The sequence below is a fragment of the Kitasatospora sp. NPDC059599 genome (assembly GCF_042735125.1).
GTDB lineage: Bacteria > Actinomycetota > Actinomycetes > Streptomycetales > Streptomycetaceae > Kitasatospora.
The window spans coordinates 1-16,701 of sequence record NZ_JBHWCL010000195.1 but is presented as its reverse complement, the minus strand read 5'-3'; the positions used below and the strand labels follow the sequence as shown (position 1 = coordinate 16,701).

Here is a 16,701-nt window from a genome sequence, read left to right as displayed (position 1 = left end):
AGTTCGAGCAGTTCTTGCTCTCACCGCTGTCCATCGGGGCCATCTCCTCGGCCTCGACGGGCAGCTCCATCGCCTGAAGGTCAAGCAGCGCCATGTTCCTGTCCTCTCTGGTAAGTCGTGCGTCGGTTCAGCGAAGCCGTGCGAGGGTGTGCCGCCCAGACTCGAAGGCCAAGGTCAGTTGCACCACAGCCAGCTGGAGTTCGAGCAGTTCTTGCTCTCACCGCTGTCCATCGGGGCCATCTCCTCGGCCTCGACGGGCAGCTCCATCGCCTGAAGGTCAAGCAGCGCCATGGTCCTGTCCTCTCTGGTGTGTCGTGCGGTGGTCAGTGAAGCCGTGCGGGGGTGTTCCGACCCGACCCGGAGGTCAGGGTCAGTTGCACCACAGCCAGCTGGAGTTCGAGCAGTTGCTGCTGTTGTTGCTGTCCATCGGGGCCATCTCCTCGGCCTCGGCGGGCAGTTCCATCGTCTGCAGGTCAAGCAGCGCCATGGTTCTCTTCCTTTCCGCTGGATATCGGTTTCGCCCTGGCGGGCACCCTTCCGGGACCGGAAGGGCAGTCGGTGGGGGCGCACGGGCGGGTGCCGGTTCGGGCGGCGCGCGCCCGTGCGCCGGTCTGGGTGGCCGGCCGGGTCAGGGGGTCCGGGCCGGGCCGAGGAACGGCAGGTGGACCGGCGTGTCGCCGAGAGCCGAGCCGAGGGCGAGCAGAACGCCCGCCGAGCCGGTGGCGAGGTCCATCGACAGCCGGAGCAACTGCTCGCCGGGATAGGCGAGTTGCCCCCGGTAGGCGAGAGCGTGCAGGGACAGCGCCCTGACCTGCGCCGCCACGTCCGGGTCGTCGGCCGGCTGCGCGAGCCGGGACGTCGACGCGAGGTGCTGCAGGATGCCGGCCCGACCGTTGAACAGGCCGGACAGGACGTAGTGCTCGGACTGCGAGGAGATCCGCACGCCATCGGCGGCGGCGCGGAGCTGCTCGTCCTCGCGGTGTGTCAGGTAGCGCTCCAGGACGATCCCCAGGCCCGCGCTGCCGGTCGCGAGGTAGGGCATCGAGCGCCAGCCCTCGTTGACGTGGACCGCGCCGTCGGCGCGGGTCAGGCAGCGGCGCACGTCCTGCCGCAGGGCGGTGGCGGCCAGGTCCAGGTAGGCCTGGTCGCGGTTCTGTTCGTACAGCCGGACGAACATCAGGGCAGGGCCTGCGGAACCCCGCATCAGCCCGGCGTGCGGGTGGCGTCCGCCGCTGGTCTCGGGCACGTCCTCGGCGCCGCCGAGCTGCCCGGCCACCAGCTCGGCGGCCCGGAGGGCGGCCTCGCGAAGCGTGGACTCGCCGGTGGCGTCGGCGAAGTGCGCGAGGTTGAGCGCGAGACCGGACAGGCCGCTCTGCAGGTCGGCGCCCAGGCGTTCCCAGCCCTCGGCGAGGCAGAGCTCCAGGACCTTCAGCGCGTCGGCGCGGTGGCCGAGCCGGTCGAGCACGTGGGCCACGCCGTGCAGGCCGTCGTAGAAGCCCAGCCGGGCCCGCGCGTCCTTGCGCAGGGCGCGGTCCAGCAGCCATTGCTCGTGCTGCGGGAAGCGGCCGGCGCCGGTCGCGTCCAGTGCGTACAGCACCCCGGCGGCACCGTGGGCGAGGTTGAGCCCGCCGGTGCTGAACTGCTCGATGTCGCCGGGGAACAGCCGGTCGTCGCGGTCCGGGGTGGCACTCGCCAGGATGGCGCCGGCCAGTGAGTCACGGGTGGCGGCCCAGGCGGACCTGTCCGGTGTCGGCAGGGGCAGGGCAGCCGGGTCGAAGACCGTCTCGGGGGTGCCGGTGGACGGCTGGACGGTCTCGCCCGTCGAGTCTGCCGGGCCGAGGATGTCCCTCACTGCGGAGTCGAGGAACTCCTGCGGCACCGGAAACCGCCGGGCGATCTCGTCCGCCAGGTGCCGGGCCTTGCCGAGGCTCTGGCGGAGCATCCCGGTCAGCGGCATGAACATCGCGAGCCTGAGGCAGCCCAGGGCGTAGCGGTCGATGGCGAAGCCGGTCCGGTCGCGCGGCGCCGCGTAGGCGGGGTTGCCGAGCGCGGGCTTGGTCTCCGCCTCCACCGGGGCCGCGACCTCGTAGTCGATCAGCGCGACGCCGCCGTCCGGGCGGACCATGACGTTGAAAGGGTGCAGGTCGCCGAAGACCACGCCACGCCCGTGCACCGCGTCGACCGCCTCCTCGACGGCCCGGCAGATCCCGAGCACCCAGTCCGTGTACTCGGCGATCTCGGCCCGGTCCGTTTGGGACGCGTTGTACGGGTAGCGCTTGCCGAAGAACCTGTTCAGCGGCTGGCCGTCCAGGAACTCCTCGACCAGGAAGTGGTGGTCGCCGACCACGAAGTAGTCGATCACCTTGGGCACGACGCTCAGCCCGGCGAGCCGTTCGAGGATGTCCCGCTCGTGCCGGAGCCGCTCGACCGCGTCCTTCCCGTCGTTGGTCAGGCCCGCGTGGGCCCGTGCCTCCTTGAGCACGATCTGCGCGCCGGTGCGGGTGTCCACGCCGGTGTAGAGGCCGCCGCCGTTGGAGAAGTGCAGCGCCTTCTCGATCCGGTACGGCAGGTCCTCGACGGTCTCCCGCTTCCGGGCCGCCAACTGGGGGACCAGGAACTCCGGCAGTTCCACCCACTCCGGGACGTGGAAGACCGGCTCGCGCAGGTCCGGCACCAGGGTGCCGTCGGGTGCCTCGATGGCCTGGACGAGCGCGCCCTGCTCGGAGACCATGTGCCGCTCGGCGAAGCCGCCGTACCGCACGTAGAGGGGGCCCTCGTTCCAGCGCAGGTCGCTCAGGATGTACGGGCCGGCCTCACCGCCGATGCAGGCGTCCAGCGCGTCCAGCACGGTCTTCAGCTGGGCCTCGTCGCGCGGGTAGACGGTGACGAGCTTTCCGCTGGCGCCACGGTGCGCGTACTTCATGTTCCGGGTCTGCAGGATGTGCCGGCCGGAGAGGTGCTTGAACGGGATGCGCTCGGCGTAGCAGTGTTCCGCCACCGCGTCGAGGATCCGGTCGGCGTTCTGCTGCCGGCCGGAGGTGTGGATCTTCCAGCCCTGCTTCGGCAGCGGCTCGCCTCCCTCGGGACGGTAGATCACCCAGTCGCCGTGCGGGATCCTGCTCCAGCCCTCGGGCACAGACCGGCCGGAGAGGGCGAAATCGAGGCCCTCCTCCTTCAGCCCGATGGGCGATTCAAAGAAAGTCGGATCGGCCATGCAGTACACGTCGTAATGCTTTGACATTCGCCACCCCCGTGACTTCTCCGAAAACGTCGAATAGATCCGAATGACTCGGAAGGAATCGGTGGAAAGCCCCGGCCGAGAACACCGGCTGCACCGACGGAACTCCGGACGACGGTGCGGGGGAGAGTCGCTCGACCCGGCTCCCGGCGGTCCGTGTTTGATTACTTCGAACAAGGTCGATCCTTGCACCCGAACAGGACTTTGGCCACGCCGTACTCCATGGAATGGCCCATGCGATTCGCATGGGTCCGCCCGTGGATTGCCCATCCCGGAGCCACCCCCGACCCCTTCCTTCGCGACCGGACGGCCACGTCGGCCGGTCCGGCCGTTACGCCGGTGTACGGATTTGGCTAGGCTGGCCGCCGATAAGGGGCAGGGCGGCGCAACGAGGAGGGGATTCCCGTTTTCACGCGGACTGCGGATTCCAGCGATCCGGAACAGACCCATTCCGTTTCCGACCCGGGCCCGGCGGTCCGGCTCGACGGGGTGACCAAGGTGTACGGGCAGGGGGCGGGGGCCGTGCACGCCCTGCGCGGGGTGTCGATGGAGTTCCGGCGCGGCGGGTTCACCGCGGTGATGGGGCCGTCCGGATCCGGGAAGAGCACCTTCCTGCACTGCGCCGCCGGGCTCGACCGGCCGACCTCCGGCCGGGTCCGGCTGGCCGGCCGGGACCTGGCGGCGCTGTCCCCGAACGAGCTGACGATCCTGCGGCGCCAACGAATCGGCTTCGTCTTCCAGGCCTTCAACCTGCTGCCGTCGCTGACGGTCGAACAGAACATCACCCTGCCGCTGCGGCTGGCCAAGCGCCGGGCGGACAAGGCCTGGCTGGCGGAGATCGTCGAACGGACCGGTCTGACCGAGCGGGTACGGCACCTGCCCACCCAGTTGTCCGGCGGCCAGCAGCAGCGGGTGGCGATCGCCCGGGCCCTGGTGACCCGGCCCGAGGTGGTCTTCGCGGACGAACCCACCGGCGCCCTGGACAGCACCACCGGGACCGAGGTCCTGCGGCTGCTCCGGCACGTGGTCGACGGGATGGGCCAGACCGTCGTCATGGTGACCCACGACCCGGTCGCCGCCTCCTACGCGGACCAGGTCTACTTCCTGGCCGACGGCGCCTTCGCCGAGGTCCTGGACGGGCCCACGCCCGAACGGGTCGCCGAGCGGATGACCATCCTCGGAAGGCGCTGACGACATGCTCCTGCTGGCCTGGCAGACGGTGCGCGCGCGGAAGGCGGGCTTCGCCGGCGCCTTCACCGCGCTCGCCTTCGCCCTCGCCCTGACCACCGCCTGCGGGGTCCTACTGGAATCTGCCCTGCGCACGGACAAGACGCCCACCGAGCGCTACGCGGCGGCCCCCGTCGTGATCGGCGGATCATCCGCCCGCATCCCGGACGCCGGCCCGCTGGTCGCCCGGCTCGCCGAACTGCCCGGCGTCGCGGCCGCCGTCCCGGAGGTCTCGTTCCCGGCAGTCGTGATCACCCCGGACGGGAAGCTCCTGTCCGGTCCGGAGGGCGGCCCGTCACTCGGGCACTCCTGGACGAGCGCCGTCCTGGCACCGTTCCGGCTGACCTCCGGCCACGCGCCGGCCGGGCCCGACGAGGTGGTCCTGGACGCCGCCACCGCCACCCGTGCCGGAGTCACCGCCGGCGGCACCGTACGACTGGCCACCATCGAGGCGCCACGCACTTACACCGTGGCCGGACTGGCATCGGCGCCTTCGGAATCGCTCCGGCAGAGCGCGCTCTTCTTCAGCCCCGACCAGGCGGCCTGGATGGCCGGAACCACCACCGGCGCGAACGCGGTCGGCATTCTTGCCAAGGACGGGGCCGATCTGCGGACCCTGGCCGCTCAGGCCGGGCAGGCCGCGGCCGAGGCCCAGCCGCACGACGGCGGCGGCTACTCCTCCAAGCCCCGGGTGCGCACCGGCGAAGGCCGAGGCGAGCTGGAGTTCTACGGCGCTGCCGGGCCCGGAGACGGCCTGTCCTCGCTCGCCGGAACGACTGGCATCCTGTCGCTGTTCGTCTCGGTCTTCGTCGTGGCAGGGGCGCTCGCCCTCTCCGTCCAGCAGCGGCAGCGCGAGATGGCGCTCCTGCGGGCGGTCGGCGCCACCACCGGCCAGGTGCGGCGGATGATCGCGCTGGAGACTCTGGTGCTGACCCTCGCGGCCGCGGTCGTCGGCGTCCCGCTCGGGATCGGCCTGGCCGCGCTGCTGCGGGGCGAACTCGTCGACCGCGGGGTGGTCGGCTCGGACGTGCCGCTGCACGTCGGGCCGACCGCCCCGCTGATCGTCCTCGGCGTCGTCGTCGTCACCGCGCAGCTGGCGGTCTGGGCCGCCGCGCGCCGGGCCTCCCGGGTCGAGCCCACCCAGGCGCTGCGCGACTCCTCGGCGCCGCCGCCCGGCATCGGCCGGCTCCGCACCGGGCTCGGGCTCGTGACGCTCGCCGTGTGCGGCGCGGTGCTGGCCGGCTCGACGGACAGCCGCAGGGGCGCCGGCACGGCCGAAAGCATGGTGCTGGTGCTGCTGCTCGGGGTCGCGCTGATCGGTCCGTTGATCGGCCGCGTCGCCAGTGCCGCGATCGGCGCACCGGTGGGCCGGCTCTTCCCGATCGGCGGGTTCCTCGCCTCCGCCGCCCTGCGGGCCCAGCCCCGCCGCTTCGCCGCCGCCGTCACCCCGCTGGTGCTGGCGGTGGCCTTCACCGGCACGGTGCTGTTCGTCCCGGTCGTCAAGGCCCAGGCCAACGTTGCCGAGGATGGCCGACGATTGCTGGCCGACCACATGGTCCAGTCCAGCGGCGTCGGCCTGCCCCCGGAATTCGTCAGCGCGGCACGGAAGTTGCCGGGCGTCGAGGCGGTCGGCGGCCCGGTGCCCACCACGGCCACGGTGTCCACCGACACCGCCAACGCCCAGAACGTGGACGTGGACGTGGACGTGGACGCCCAGATAGTCGACCCGCAGGGGCTGGAGCAGTTGGTCGACCCCGGAGTGACGGGCGGTTCCCTGGCCCGGCTGCGCGGCGAGAGCATCGCACTGGGACAGAGGTCGGCCGCCGCCCTCAAGACAGACGTCGGCGCCACCGTCCGGATCAACTGGGCGGACGGCAGCAGCAGCACCGCCACGGTCGTCGCCGTCTACGACCGCGACGCGCGGTTCGCCGACGCGCTGCTGCCCACCGGCTTCGCCGCCGCGCACACGCCGGACCTGCTCGCACCGACCGTGCTGGTCCGCACCGCCCCCGGCGCCGACCCGCAGCAGGTGGGCCGGGAGCTCCAGGGCCTCCGGTCGGCCTACCCGATGGCCCGGGTCAGCGACCGGGCGGACTACGACGCGGCGCGCCGGCACCAGCAGCAGGCGGCCACCGCGGTCGGCCGGCTACTGCTCGGCATGATCAGCCTGTTCACCGCCATCGCCGTCGTCAACACCCTGGTGATGGCCACGACCGAGCGGCTGCGCGAGTTCGCGCTGCTGCGGCTGGTGGGCACCACGCGCCGCCAGGTGCTGCGGATGATGGCCTGGGAGGGCGGGATCACCGTCGCCGTGGCGCTCGCCCTCGGCGCCGCGGTCACCGCGGCCGTCCTGGTGCCGGTCAGCCTCGCGCTCACCGGCACGGCCTGGCCGTCGCTGCCGGGGAGTTGGGAGGCCGCGGTGCTGGGCGGGGCGGCGCTGCTGGGGGTCGGCACCGTCCTGCTGACCACCCGGCTGGCGCTGCGGAGGGAACCGGTCGAGGCGATGGGGGTGCGCGAGTAGGCCGCACGCTCCCTGCGGTGCCGGGTGTCAGGCCGCGCTGGAGGCCCGCTCGGATCCGGCCTCCCGGGCCGCCCGGGCCGCCGCCTTCGGGGCGGACGAGGCCTCGACGACCGCCGAGAGGTGGAACCAACCGGAATCGTCCCGCTCGGCGGTCAGCCGACCGCCGACGGCCAGCAGCCGCTCGGTGAGGTTCTCCAGGCCGCGCCCGCCGCCCGGCTCCGCCGGTCCGCCGTCGGCCGGGACGCCGTCGTTGGACACCACCAGGCGCACGGTGCCGCGCTCGTCCCGGTCGGCCCGGATCTCGCAGTGCCCGGGCACGCTGTGCCGCAGCATGTTGGTGACCGCCTCCCGCACCACGGTGGCCAGCACCGCGTCCAGTTCGAGCCGCAGCACGCCGCAGTCCAGGTCGGCGTCGGCGCTGATCCCGGCCGCCCGCAGCGCCGCGACGGCCGAACGGGACTCCCGCGCCAGGGACATCTGGAGGTCGCCGCTGGAGATCCAGCGGGCGTCCGACATCGCCTGACGCACCATCACCAGCACCTCGGACATCTCGGCGCGGGCCCGCGCCGGGTCCTCCAGGGCCAGCCGCTGGGCGAGTTGGCACTTCAGCGCCGCCACCGAGAGGCTGTAGCCGAGCAGGTCGTGCAGGTCGCGCGCGAAGCGCAGCCGCTCCTGGTCCACCGCGCGCTCCGCCAGCTCCGTCCTGGCGGCCCGCAACTCGGCCGTCAGATCGGCGAGTCGGGCCACGCCGTACACGACGACGCCGCCCACGACGGTGGAGACGACGGCGTTGACGCACTGGCCGAAGTTCCCGTCCAGGGCCGCGCAGAGCGGGTACTGGCCCGCCGCCAGGGCGCCGAAGAGGATCCAGGAGCGGGGCGCGGCGACGGTCAGCAGCACCGAACCGGCGAAGGAGCCGGGGATGCCGACCCACGAGCCGTCGAACACCAGGAACGGCAGGTAGGTGAGCACCCCGTGGGCGAACAGGCTCCACGGCCACCAGAGCCGCTCCAGCCGCCACGGACCGGCGTGCATGATCTGGAAGCCGAGCAGCAGCAACAGGACGACGACGGCCGACAGTTGGTACACCAGGCCGTCGTGGTTGCGGACGGTGGCCACCACCGAGGCGACGAAGAAGCCGACCGCCACCATGACGACGATGCCCTGGGTGAGTCTCGACAGGGGGTCGCCGGCCATCCGGGACGCTCGACGCCCGGCCGGCCGCCGCGAGTGACGATCACCGTCGATTCGGTACGCACTGTGACCCAATGTCAGCTCCCGGTAGACGATTCGGCCCGCCATCGGCGCGCGGGGCCCGCTTCGCACGACGACGCGGCCCCCGCACGCCTCACCCAGAGCATAGTTCCCGTCAGCAATATCCCGTTAACACACAGTCACTGACCGGAAATGATGGATTTCCGCTGCCGGTCGACCGTCTCCGGACCGGCCGCAATCGCGGTCAATTCCCCGGACTCGTGGAATTGCACCGGCCGGCGCACCGCACCGGGCAATCCGCGGGAGCGGCCGCGACCTGCGGCTCAGCGATCGGATCCGGCCAGTGCGCGGACGAAGGACGGAACATCCACCGTGCCCCAACCACTCGCGGTGTCGAAGCCCGTACCGGCGGCGAAGCCGGGAACTCCGCCGTAGTCATTGCGACCCTCGGTGACATCGGTGATTCCGGCCGCCGCACCGTGCCGGCCGAGCCGGTACAGCAGGGGATTGATGTCGCCCAGCCGGCCGCCGTGCTGCTGGACCGCGAGGGCCACCACGCCGGCGAAGAGGGCCGCGGACTGGGAGCTCCCGCGGGAGCCCTGCATGGTGATGTCGGGGATCGAGCGGCCGTCCGCCTCGCCGCCGTCCACCGTCCTGCCGTCGGCCGCCCTGCCGTCCACCGCCCTGCCGTCGGCCGTCCCGCCGTCCGCCACGGACCGCTGCCACCACGGCCGGGCGAAGGCCGACGAGTGGCCGGCGCCCGACCGGGGCCAGAGCGTGTCGGGCGCGGTCCGGTTGCCGTCGCGGTCCACGTGCAGCTGCACCGCGCCCACCGCCGTCACCCGCGGGTCGGAGGCCGGCCAGGCCACCACCCGCCGGTCGTACGTACGGTCGGGCGAGTCGCGCAGCGGCCCGGTCGGCCCGTGGTCCCCGGAGGACGCCACCAGCGTCACCCCGGCCCGGCCCGCGCGGGAGAAGGCCCGCCCCAGGCGGTGGATCGACCGGGGGTCGGAGAAGTTCTGCTCCGGCGTCCCGAAGCTCATCGAGACCACGTCGGCGATGCCGTGCTCGGTCAGGAAGTCGAGGGCCCGCATCATCTCCGGCATCCCGGTCTCGCCCTGGGTCTCGTCGACCGGGATCGCGGTCACCGCGATGCGGGCCCCCGGGGCCAGCGAGTGGATCATCGCCACGTCCGTCCTGGTCTCCTGTTGCCAGGCGAGGCAGTTCGCGGTGTTCACCCCGGGGTCGGTGCAGGACGGCGCTTTCCCCAGCGGTTCGAGATTCACGATGTCGGCCGGCGGCAATCCGTACGCCTCGTCGTACTGCGCGATGAAATCGGCCAGTCGGGGATCTCCGTAGGAGACCAGTACGCCGACCGTCACGCCTTTTCCGGTGATTCCCCGCTGCCACAGTTCCGCGGCCTTGTACGGCACCGCGATGGACGGCTCCTTCGCGGGTTCCGCGGAATCGGCCCGGGCCGCGGCCGAGACCGACTGGGCCGGGGCGGCCAGAATTCCGCACAGCAGCGGAAATACGACGGCGGTTCTGCGCCACGATGCGATGCGCCGGAGCTTCGAGTCCGTTCCCACTTCCACGCTCTCCCGTTTCGTCGAGGGCTTTCCGCGCCTCATGATCCGGTCCGGGCGGCCGGAGGTCAGGGCCCCTCGGCGAGATCGTGGATTTTCCACGGACGGGAACGTGGACCACGCCCATGGTCGTCGCGCCGGGGTGCGCCCTATGGTTCCCACGGGGCTGTCGAGCAGGACTGCGGCCCTCGACGAGGGTGGTCCTGGTCGTCCGGAGTGAGGCCGGCGGGCAGGAGGGGCCGTGGACGCCCCGGAAAAAAATCTTCGGCGGGAGCGATGAGTTCCGCGGCGGACACCGGTCTACCCCTGCGACCGGATCGTCCGAACGAAGGAACACCCCATGAGCACCGTGGTCTCCACCGACGGCACCACCATCGCCTGCACCGTCACCGGCTCCGGCCCGGCCGTCGTCCTGGTGGACGGGGCGACCACCCACCGGGCCTTCGACCCGGGCGTCGCGGTCGCCGAGCAGCTCGCCGCCCACCACACCGTCTGGGCGTACGACCGGCGCGGCCGCGGCGGCAGCGGCGACACCGCGCCGTTCGCCGTGGAGCGCGAGATCGAGGACCTGGCCGCCGTGGTCGCGGCGGCCGGCGGCTCGGCCGCCGTCTTCGGCATCTCCTCGGGCGCCGCGCTCGCGCTGCGGGCCGCCGCCGCGGGCGTCCCGATGACCCGGCTGGCCGTCTACGAGCCGCCCTTCAGCACCGGGGCCGAGCAGAGCGCCCGCTTCGTCGGCTACGTCACCGAGCTGGAGGCGGCGCTCGCCGAGGGACGGCGCGGGGACGCCGTCGCGGCCTTCATGACGTTCGTCGGGATGCCCCCGGAGATGGTGGCCGGGATGCGCACCGCCCCGGTGTGGCCGCTGTTCGAGGCGATCGCGCCGACGCTGGCCTACGACGCGGCGGCGCTGGGCGCGCGGACCGGTGCGACCGTCCCGGTCGACGTCCTGGCCCGGATCGCCGTGCCGACCCTGGTGCTGGACGGCGGCGCCAGCCCGGAGCTGCTGCGGGCCCCGGCCGCCGCGGTGGCCGCGGCCGTGCCGGGCGCCGGGTACCGGACGCTGGCCGACCAGACCCACGAGGTCGCGGCCGAGGTGCTGGTGCCGGAGCTGGAGAAGTTCTTCGCCTGAGGTTCCGTCCCGGGGAGGGGTCGACCTCGCGCCCCGGGAACGGGTCTGACGTCCCGTCCCTGACGCCCCGTCCGGGGGAGGGGCGCCCGGTGTCGCGGCCGGTGGCCCTAGTCTTCCGACGAACCGATGATCGGAGAACGAGGACCCATGGACGTGGACTTCAAGGACATCCCCACCACCACCCTGGCCGACATCCTGGGCCGCGCCCAGGTCATGGACATCGGCATGCGCCCGCTCTGGGCCGGGATGCCCCGGGTGGCCGGCCCGGCCTTCACCGTGCAGTGCCCGCCCGGGGACAACCTGATGCTGCACGCCGCGATCCACCGGGCCGGGCCCGGCTCGGTGATCGTGGTCGAGTCCGGCGACCTGGACTACGCGCTGGCCGGCGGCAACGTGTGCGCCGTGGCGCAGCGCCGGGGCGTGGCGGCCTTCGTCGCCGACGGGCTGATCCGGGACCTCGGCGAGGTCCGGGAGGCGGGCTTCCCGGTCTTCGCCCGCGGCGTCATCCCGATCCCCGGGGCGAAGAAGGCGCTGGGCACGCACGGCGCCCCGGTCCGCTGCGGCGGTGTCCTGGTGGCGGCCGGCGACGTGGTGGTGGCCGACGAGGAGGGCGTCGTGGTGGTGCCCGCCGCCGAGCGGGACCGGGTCCTGGACGCCGCCCGGGCCAAGCTGGCCAAGGAGGCCGCCGAGACCCTGGACGAGTGGGCGGCGGAGCACCACGCCCGGATCGAGCGGACCCTCGCCGAACTGGGTTTCCAGGGCTGAGGCCCCGGGGCGGCCGGCCGCCCCGACCGTCGGCGGCCCCCGGGACCGCCGTCAGCCCCGGTACAGCCCGTTCAGCTCGCCGAAGCCGAGCGCCCCGTCGAGTTCCGTCAGCGTCCCGGCGCCGAGCAGTTCGGCGGCGGCGCGGCGGGCCGCGGTGTACGCCAGCTGGGCGAGACCGGTGCCGAGGCTGATCCGCCGCACGCCCGTGGCGGCGAGTTCGGCGACGGTCGGCCCGCCCGGGACGGCCATCGCGTTCACCGGCAGCGCCGAGCGCCGGCAGAGCTCGGTGAGGACGTCGAGGTCCAGCAGCCCGGGGACGAACAGGCCGTCGGCGCCCGCCCCGGCGTAGGCCCCGGCCCGGGCCAGCACGTCGTCGAGCCCGCCCAGCCCGAACAGGAAGACGTCGGTACGGGCGTTGACCACCAGCTCGGGCAGCCCGGCCGCGGCCGCCGCCGCACGGGCCGCGCGCAGCCGCTCGGCCTGCGCGGCGACCGGGAAGAGCGGGCCGCCGACCGCCGTCGAGTCCTCCAGGTTCACGCCGACCGCGCCCACGCCGACCAGGGCGGTCACGGTCCCGGCCACGTCGGCGGGCAGCGGCCCGTACCCGCCCTCGGCGTCGACGGTGACCGGCAGGTCGACCGCCTCGACGATCCGCCGGGCCGCCTCGACCGCCGCCGCGCGGTCGAGCCGCTGGCCGTCGCCGTGCCCGAGCGACCAGGAGACGCCGCCGCTGGTGGTGGCGACCGCCCGGGCGCCGGCCGAGGCGATCACGGCGGCGCTGCCCGCGTCCCAGGCGTTGGGCAGGACGAGTGCGCCGTCCGCGACCAGTGCGCGCAGCCGCAACGCCCGCTCGCGGGACTCGGGGGTGGTGGACATGGGTGTCACCGGCTTTCGTACGGATCGGTGGGGACGGAGGCATCCTGCGCCCGGCCGACCCGACCGGACCAGTGATTAAGCTGGGGCTGAATCTTCCGCGGAGGGGGCCCGCATGCGCACCGAACTGCACTTCTCCGCACAGGACTTGGCGTTGACCCGGTTCGCCGTCTCACCGATGCAGGAGGTGGTGACCAGCCTGCGCGCCCTCGCCTGCTCCCCCGTCCCGGCGCTGCACCGCCGCTGGGCCGGGGAGGTCCGCGAACGGTCGGCCGCCGCCGGACCGGCCCCGGAACGGCTGACCGCGCTGGTGCCGCCCACCGGCCACCTGCCGGACTTCCTCAACCCCGCCCCGGCCGGCTTCTCCCCGACGCTCGCCGAGGAGCTGGCCGCGATCACCGCCACCGGCGCCGAACAGGTCCGGGCCGACCTCGACGTCCTGGCCGCCGAGGCCGGTGGCCGGCTGCCCGCCGTCCTGGCGCCGCTGCACCGCGACCCGGCCGCGCAGCTGCCCCGGCTGGCCGCCGACCTCGCGGCGTACTGGGAGCTGGCGCTCGCCCCGTACTGGGCCCGGATCCGGGCGCTGCTCGCGGCGGACGTCTTCCACCGCTCCCGGCAGGCCGCCGAGCACGGGACCGCGCGGATGCTGGGAGAACTGCACGAGACGGTCCGCTGGGACGGCACCGCACTGCTGCTGGAACAGCGGCACTGCGCGGTCACCCGGCTGACCGCCGGCGCCGGGCTGCTGCTCCTGCCCTCGGCCTTCGCCTGGCCGCGGGTGCTGACCCGGGTGCTGCCGCCCGACCCGCCGCAGCTGATCTACCCGGCGCGCGGCACGGCCACCCTGTGGGAGCGCCGACCGGACGCGGCGGCCCGCACCGACGCGCTGGCCGGCATCCTCGGTCGCTCCCGCGCCCGGCTGCTGGCCGAGCTGGACTCCCCGGCCTCGACCACCGAGCTGGCCCGCCGCACCGGACTGTCCCCGGCCGGCGTCTCGCAGCACGTCACCGCCCTGCGCACGGCCGGCCTGACCAGCGCCCACCGCGCGGGCCACGCCGTCCTGCACGCCCGCACGGCAGTCGGCGATTCGCTGTTCGGCCAGGACGGGCCGGCACTCGCCTGACCGGCCCGCCGTCGCCCTACGGGCGCGGGTTCGACGACGGCCCCCCGGAGCCGTCCGGGCCTCCCGCCACGTGTCCCGGCCGATGACCCGCCGGTACGAATGGCCCCGCACGGCACACCTCGGCACACCCCCTCCTCATATGATCGGAGCGACATGCGCCATGCTTGGTGACGCAGAACACTGAACGGAACTTGCGCCGGACGGCCCACCCGCCGCACGGCCGAGAAGGAGGAAGCACGTGGACGACGTTCTGCGGCGCGCCGCACTCTTCGCGGCACTCGACGACGAACAGGCCGGCGAGCTGCGCGCTTCCATGACCGAGGTCACCCTCGCCCGTGGGGAGTCGCTGTTCCACGAGGGCGACCCGGGCGACCGGCTGTACGTCGTCGCGGAGGGCAAGGTCAAGCTGCACCGCGCCTCGCCCGACGGTCGCGAGAACATGCTCGCCGTGCTCGGCCCCAGCGAGATGATCGGCGAGCTGTCGCTGTTCGACCCGGGCCCGCGCACCGCGACCGCCAGCGCACTGACCGAGGTCAAGCTGCTGGGCCTGGGCCACGGCGACCTGCAGCCCTGGCTGCACGCCCGCCCCGAGGTCTCCATCGCGCTGCTGCGGGCCATCGCCCGCCGACTGCGCCGGACCAACGACGTGATGTCCGACCTGGTCTTCTCCGACGTGCCCGGCCGCGTCGCCAAGGCCCTGCTCGACCTCTCCCGCCGCTTCGGCGTGCAGTCCGAGGAGGGCATCCACGTCGCCCACGACCTCACCCAGGAGGAGCTGGCCCAGCTGGTCGGCGCCTCCCGCGAGACGGTCAACAAGGCGCTCGCCGACTTCGCCGGCCGCGGCTGGCTGAAGCTGGAGGCGCGCGCGGTGGTCCTGATGGACGTCGAGCGGCTGTCCCGCCGCTCGCGCTGACGCTCAGAGCACCGCGAAGGGCCCGTCCGTCCGGACGGGCCCTTCGGCGTCGGTGCGGGCACCCGGTCCGGGCGGTCAGCTCCGTTCCGGGATCAGCCCGTGCTCCTCCAGGTACTCCAGCTGCGCCCGGACGGACAGCTCCGCGGCCGGCCAGAGCGCCCGGTCCACGTCGGCGTAGACCCGCGCCACCACCTCGGGCGCGGTCCGGCAGCCCGCCTCGACCGCGGTCTCCACCTGTGCGAGCCGGTTGGCCCGGTGCGCCAGGTAGTAGTCGACGGCGCCGAGCGCGTCCGCCAGCACCGGGCCGTGGCCGGGCAGCACGGTCCGCACGCCGTGGTGGGAGGCCATCGTGTGCAGCCGGCGCAGCGAGTCCAGGTAGTCCCCGAGCCGCCCGTCGGGGTGGGCGACCATCGTGGTGCCGCGGCCGAGCACGGTGTCCCCGGTGAGGATCGCGCCGTCGTCCGGCAGGTGGAAGGTCAGTGAGTCCGAGGTGTGGCCGGGGGTGCCCACCACCCGCAGGTCCAGCCCACCGACGTCCAGGCGCTGACCGCCCACCAGTCCCTCGGAGCCCAGCCGGTGCGCCGGGTCCAGGGCCCGCACCTCGGTGCCGGTGAGTTCGGCGAAGCGGGCCGCGCCCTCGGAGTGGTCGGCGTGGCCGTGGGTGAGCAGGGTCAGCGCGACCCGCTTGCCCCGTTCCTCGGCGAGGGCGACCACCCGGCGCAGGTGCTCCTCGTGCAGCGGGCCCGGGTCGATCACCACGGCGAGGTCCGAACCGGGCTCGGAGAGCAGCCAGGTGTTGGTGCCGTCCAGCGTCATCGGCGACGGGTTCGGCGCCAGCACGCACAGCGCCCGGGGGGTGGCCTCGCCGCCGACGACGGCGGCGGGGTCACCGGGCAGGAGACCGCTCACCGGCCGCCCCCGCCGTCGCGGTGCAGGGTCCGCAGCGGCAGCGCCCGGACGACGGCGCGCTGCGTCGGCTCGACGAACGGGACCTGGTCGTCACAGGCCGGGGTGCGGGGGATCAGGCGGCGGGCGGGCATCTCGGGTGCCGTCCGGCGAGCCACCTCGTTGTGGGTCATCGGGCGTCGGTCCTTTCTCTGCGTGGTGCGGTTCGCGCGGTTCCGTGCGGTGGTGCGGTGGTGCGGTTCTGCGGTGGTGCGGTTCTGAGGTGGTGCGGTCTCCGCGGTGGTGCGGTTCTCCGCGGCGGTGCCGGTGGGCCTCCTCCGCGGACGGTTCAGGAGCCCTCGGGGAACTCCCCGTCGATGGTCAGCTCGTCGTACCCGGGCCAGCGGACCGTCATGCGGTCGCCGCGCAGCTCGGCCCGGCCCAGCACGGGCTCCAGCGGACGGTCGGCGGCCGCGGCCAGCGCCTCGGCCGCGGTGCGGACCGAGGACAGCTCGCGCAGCACCGTCACGGTCGGCGGCAGCATCCCGAACCGGCCCTCCTGGTGACCCCGGACCGCCTCGGCCGGGCTCAGCCAGGCGACCCGGTCGGCCTCGCCGACCTCCAGGGCCGCCCGCTGCCCGGCCGGCAGGGCCGCCACGAAGAACCAGGTGTCGTAGCGGCGCTCCTCGAACTCGGGGGTGATCCAGCGGGCCCAGCCGCCCAGCAGGTCGCTGCGCAGCACGAGACCGTGGTCGCGGAGGAACTCGGCGAGGGACAGCTCGTGCGCCTCCAGCGCGGCCCGCTCGGCGGACCAGTCGCGCGGCTCTGCGACGCTCCCCGCGTCCGGGCCGGCCAGCAGCACGCCGGCCTCCTCGAAGGTCTCGCGGACCGCCGCGCAGACCACCGCCCGGGCCGTCCGCTCGTCCACCCCGAGCCGGTCCGCCCACTCCCGGGGCGAGGGCCCGGCCCAGCCCGGCTCGACCTCGGCGTCCCGCGGGTCCACCCCGCCGCCCGGGTAGGCGTACATCCCGGCCGCGAAGGCCATCGAGGTGCGCCGGCGCAGCAGGTAGGCCTCCGGGCCGGCGGCGGCGTCGCGCAGCAGCACGACGGTGGCGGCGGGCCTGGGCACCGGCGGGGTCAGCACGCCGGATTCGACCGCCCGGATCCGGGCGGGCCAGCCGGGCGGCATCGGGAGCGTCGTTGCTCGATGGTCCATGCCCGGATGC

The 16,701-nt window shown here is 74.0% G+C and carries 16 protein-coding genes; 6 read left to right on the top strand and 10 right to left on the bottom strand.

Annotated features, from left to right (window positions below):
- The 4 genes from ACFV04_RS39750 to lanKC all read right to left on the bottom strand — a co-directional run.
- Nucleotides 1–94 (bottom strand): SapB/AmfS family lanthipeptide (locus ACFV04_RS39750; RefSeq protein WP_380535912.1); only part of this gene is annotated, 94 nt, incomplete at its 3' end.
- Nucleotides 95–174: 80 nt separating this feature from the next.
- Nucleotides 175–291 (bottom strand): SapB/AmfS family lanthipeptide, encoded by a 117-nt coding sequence (locus tag ACFV04_RS39745; RefSeq protein WP_380535910.1) that lies wholly within the window; start codon nucleotides 289–291, stop codon nucleotides 175–177.
- 79 nt (nucleotides 292–370) lie between these two features.
- The gene (locus tag ACFV04_RS39740) at nucleotides 371–487 is read right to left on the bottom strand and encodes a SapB/AmfS family lanthipeptide (RefSeq protein WP_380535908.1); all 117 of its coding nucleotides are present in this window, start codon (nucleotides 485–487) and stop codon (nucleotides 371–373) included.
- 141 nt (nucleotides 488–628) lie between these two features.
- On the bottom strand, nucleotides 629–3,241 hold the full coding sequence (lanKC, locus tag ACFV04_RS39735; RefSeq protein ID WP_380535906.1) for a class III lanthionine synthetase LanKC: 2,613 nt from the start codon (nucleotides 3,239–3,241) through the stop codon (nucleotides 629–631).
- Nucleotides 3,242–3,727: 486 nt separating this feature from the next.
- Between lanKC and ACFV04_RS39730 the strand changes: the two genes are divergently transcribed.
- Both ACFV04_RS39730 and ACFV04_RS39725 read left to right on the top strand, forming a co-directional pair.
- Nucleotides 3,728–4,429 carry an ABC transporter ATP-binding protein gene (locus ACFV04_RS39730; protein WP_380535904.1) on the top strand — a complete coding sequence of 234 codons (702 nt, stop codon included), beginning with the start codon at nucleotides 3,728–3,730 and terminating at the stop codon, nucleotides 4,427–4,429.
- A gap of 4 nt (nucleotides 4,430–4,433) precedes the next feature.
- Complete coding sequence (locus ACFV04_RS39725) at nucleotides 4,434–6,986, top strand: FtsX-like permease family protein (RefSeq protein WP_380535902.1); 2,553 nt, start codon at nucleotides 4,434–4,436, stop codon at nucleotides 6,984–6,986.
- 27 nt (nucleotides 6,987–7,013) lie between these two features.
- On the opposite strand, the gene ACFV04_RS39720 is transcribed toward ACFV04_RS39725, so the two are convergent.
- Together ACFV04_RS39720 and ACFV04_RS39715 are read right to left on the bottom strand one after the other, a co-directional pair.
- Entirely contained in the window at nucleotides 7,014–8,183 is a 1,170-nt protein-coding gene (locus tag ACFV04_RS39720; RefSeq protein WP_380535900.1) for a sensor histidine kinase, read from the bottom strand.
- A 341-nt stretch (nucleotides 8,184–8,524) separates the two neighbouring features.
- Nucleotides 8,525–9,634, bottom strand: coding sequence for a S8 family serine peptidase (locus ACFV04_RS39715; protein WP_380535898.1), 1,110 nt, complete (start codon nucleotides 9,632–9,634; stop codon nucleotides 8,525–8,527).
- A 493-nt stretch (nucleotides 9,635–10,127) separates the two neighbouring features.
- Between ACFV04_RS39715 and ACFV04_RS39710 the strand changes: the two genes are divergently transcribed.
- Nucleotides 10,128–10,916, top strand: a complete 789-nt coding sequence (locus tag ACFV04_RS39710) for an alpha/beta fold hydrolase (RefSeq protein WP_380346362.1) — start codon at nucleotides 10,128–10,130, stop codon at nucleotides 10,914–10,916.
- Between the two features lie 147 nt (nucleotides 10,917–11,063).
- Complete coding sequence (locus ACFV04_RS39705) at nucleotides 11,064–11,681, top strand: RraA family protein (RefSeq protein ID WP_380346360.1); 618 nt, start codon at nucleotides 11,064–11,066, stop codon at nucleotides 11,679–11,681.
- A gap of 51 nt (nucleotides 11,682–11,732) precedes the next feature.
- Here the strand turns inward: ACFV04_RS39705 and ACFV04_RS39700 are convergent, their stop codons facing one another.
- Nucleotides 11,733–12,557 carry an isocitrate lyase/phosphoenolpyruvate mutase family protein gene (locus ACFV04_RS39700; protein ID WP_380535895.1) on the bottom strand — a complete coding sequence of 275 codons (825 nt, stop codon included), beginning with the start codon at nucleotides 12,555–12,557 and terminating at the stop codon, nucleotides 11,733–11,735.
- A 112-nt stretch (nucleotides 12,558–12,669) separates the two neighbouring features.
- Here ACFV04_RS39700 and ACFV04_RS39695 point away from each other — a divergent pair, with 112 nt between their 5' ends.
- Together ACFV04_RS39695 and ACFV04_RS39690 are read left to right on the top strand one after the other, a co-directional pair.
- On the top strand, nucleotides 12,670–13,677 hold the full coding sequence (locus ACFV04_RS39695) for a winged helix-turn-helix domain-containing protein (RefSeq protein ID WP_380535893.1): 1,008 nt from the start codon (nucleotides 12,670–12,672) through the stop codon (nucleotides 13,675–13,677).
- 238 nt (nucleotides 13,678–13,915) lie between these two features.
- Nucleotides 13,916–14,590, top strand: coding sequence for a Crp/Fnr family transcriptional regulator (locus ACFV04_RS39690; RefSeq protein ID WP_030240972.1), 675 nt, complete (start codon nucleotides 13,916–13,918; stop codon nucleotides 14,588–14,590).
- A 75-nt stretch (nucleotides 14,591–14,665) separates the two neighbouring features.
- Here the strand turns inward: ACFV04_RS39690 and ACFV04_RS39685 are convergent, their stop codons facing one another.
- The 3 genes from ACFV04_RS39685 to ACFV04_RS39675 form a co-directional block, all read right to left on the bottom strand.
- Entirely contained in the window at nucleotides 14,666–15,499 is an 834-nt protein-coding gene (locus ACFV04_RS39685) for an MBL fold metallo-hydrolase (RefSeq protein WP_360253604.1), read from the bottom strand.
- Complete coding sequence (locus tag ACFV04_RS39680) at nucleotides 15,496–15,669, bottom strand: hypothetical protein (protein WP_380346354.1); 174 nt, start codon at nucleotides 15,667–15,669, stop codon at nucleotides 15,496–15,498. The genes ACFV04_RS39685 and ACFV04_RS39680 overlap by 4 nt, the downstream gene beginning before the upstream one ends.
- A gap of 155 nt (nucleotides 15,670–15,824) precedes the next feature.
- Nucleotides 15,825–16,691: an NUDIX hydrolase gene (locus tag ACFV04_RS39675; RefSeq protein WP_380346352.1), complete on the bottom strand. Its 867-nt coding sequence runs from the start codon at nucleotides 16,689–16,691 to the stop codon at nucleotides 15,825–15,827.
- Between the last annotated feature and the right edge of the window lie 10 nt (nucleotides 16,692–16,701).

Coding starts and splice junctions, on each gene's coding strand:
- ACFV04_RS39745 (WP_380535910.1), bottom strand. CDS start 291: ATGGCGCTGCTTGACCTTCAGGCGATGGAGCTGCCCGTCGAGGCCGAG.
- ACFV04_RS39740 (WP_380535908.1), bottom strand. CDS start 487: ATGGCGCTGCTTGACCTGCAGACGATGGAACTGCCCGCCGAGGCCGAG.
- lanKC (WP_380535906.1), bottom strand. CDS start 3,241: ATGTCAAAGCATTACGACGTGTACTGCATGGCCGATCCGACTTTCTTT.
- ACFV04_RS39725 (WP_380535902.1), top strand. CDS start 4,434: ATGCTCCTGCTGGCCTGGCAGACGGTGCGCGCGCGGAAGGCGGGCTTC.
- ACFV04_RS39720 (WP_380535900.1), bottom strand. CDS start 8,183: ATGGCCGGCGACCCCCTGTCGAGACTCACCCAGGGCATCGTCGTCATG.
- ACFV04_RS39710 (WP_380346362.1), top strand. CDS start 10,128: ATGAGCACCGTGGTCTCCACCGACGGCACCACCATCGCCTGCACCGTC.
- ACFV04_RS39705 (WP_380346360.1), top strand. CDS start 11,064: ATGGACGTGGACTTCAAGGACATCCCCACCACCACCCTGGCCGACATC.
- ACFV04_RS39700 (WP_380535895.1), bottom strand. CDS start 12,557: ATGTCCACCACCCCCGAGTCCCGCGAGCGGGCGTTGCGGCTGCGCGCA.
- ACFV04_RS39695 (WP_380535893.1), top strand. CDS start 12,670: ATGCGCACCGAACTGCACTTCTCCGCACAGGACTTGGCGTTGACCCGG.
- ACFV04_RS39680 (WP_380346354.1), bottom strand. CDS start 15,669: ATGACCCACAACGAGGTGGCTCGCCGGACGGCACCCGAGATGCCCGCC.
- ACFV04_RS39675 (WP_380346352.1), bottom strand. CDS start 16,691: ATGGACCATCGAGCAACGACGCTCCCGATGCCGCCCGGCTGGCCCGCC.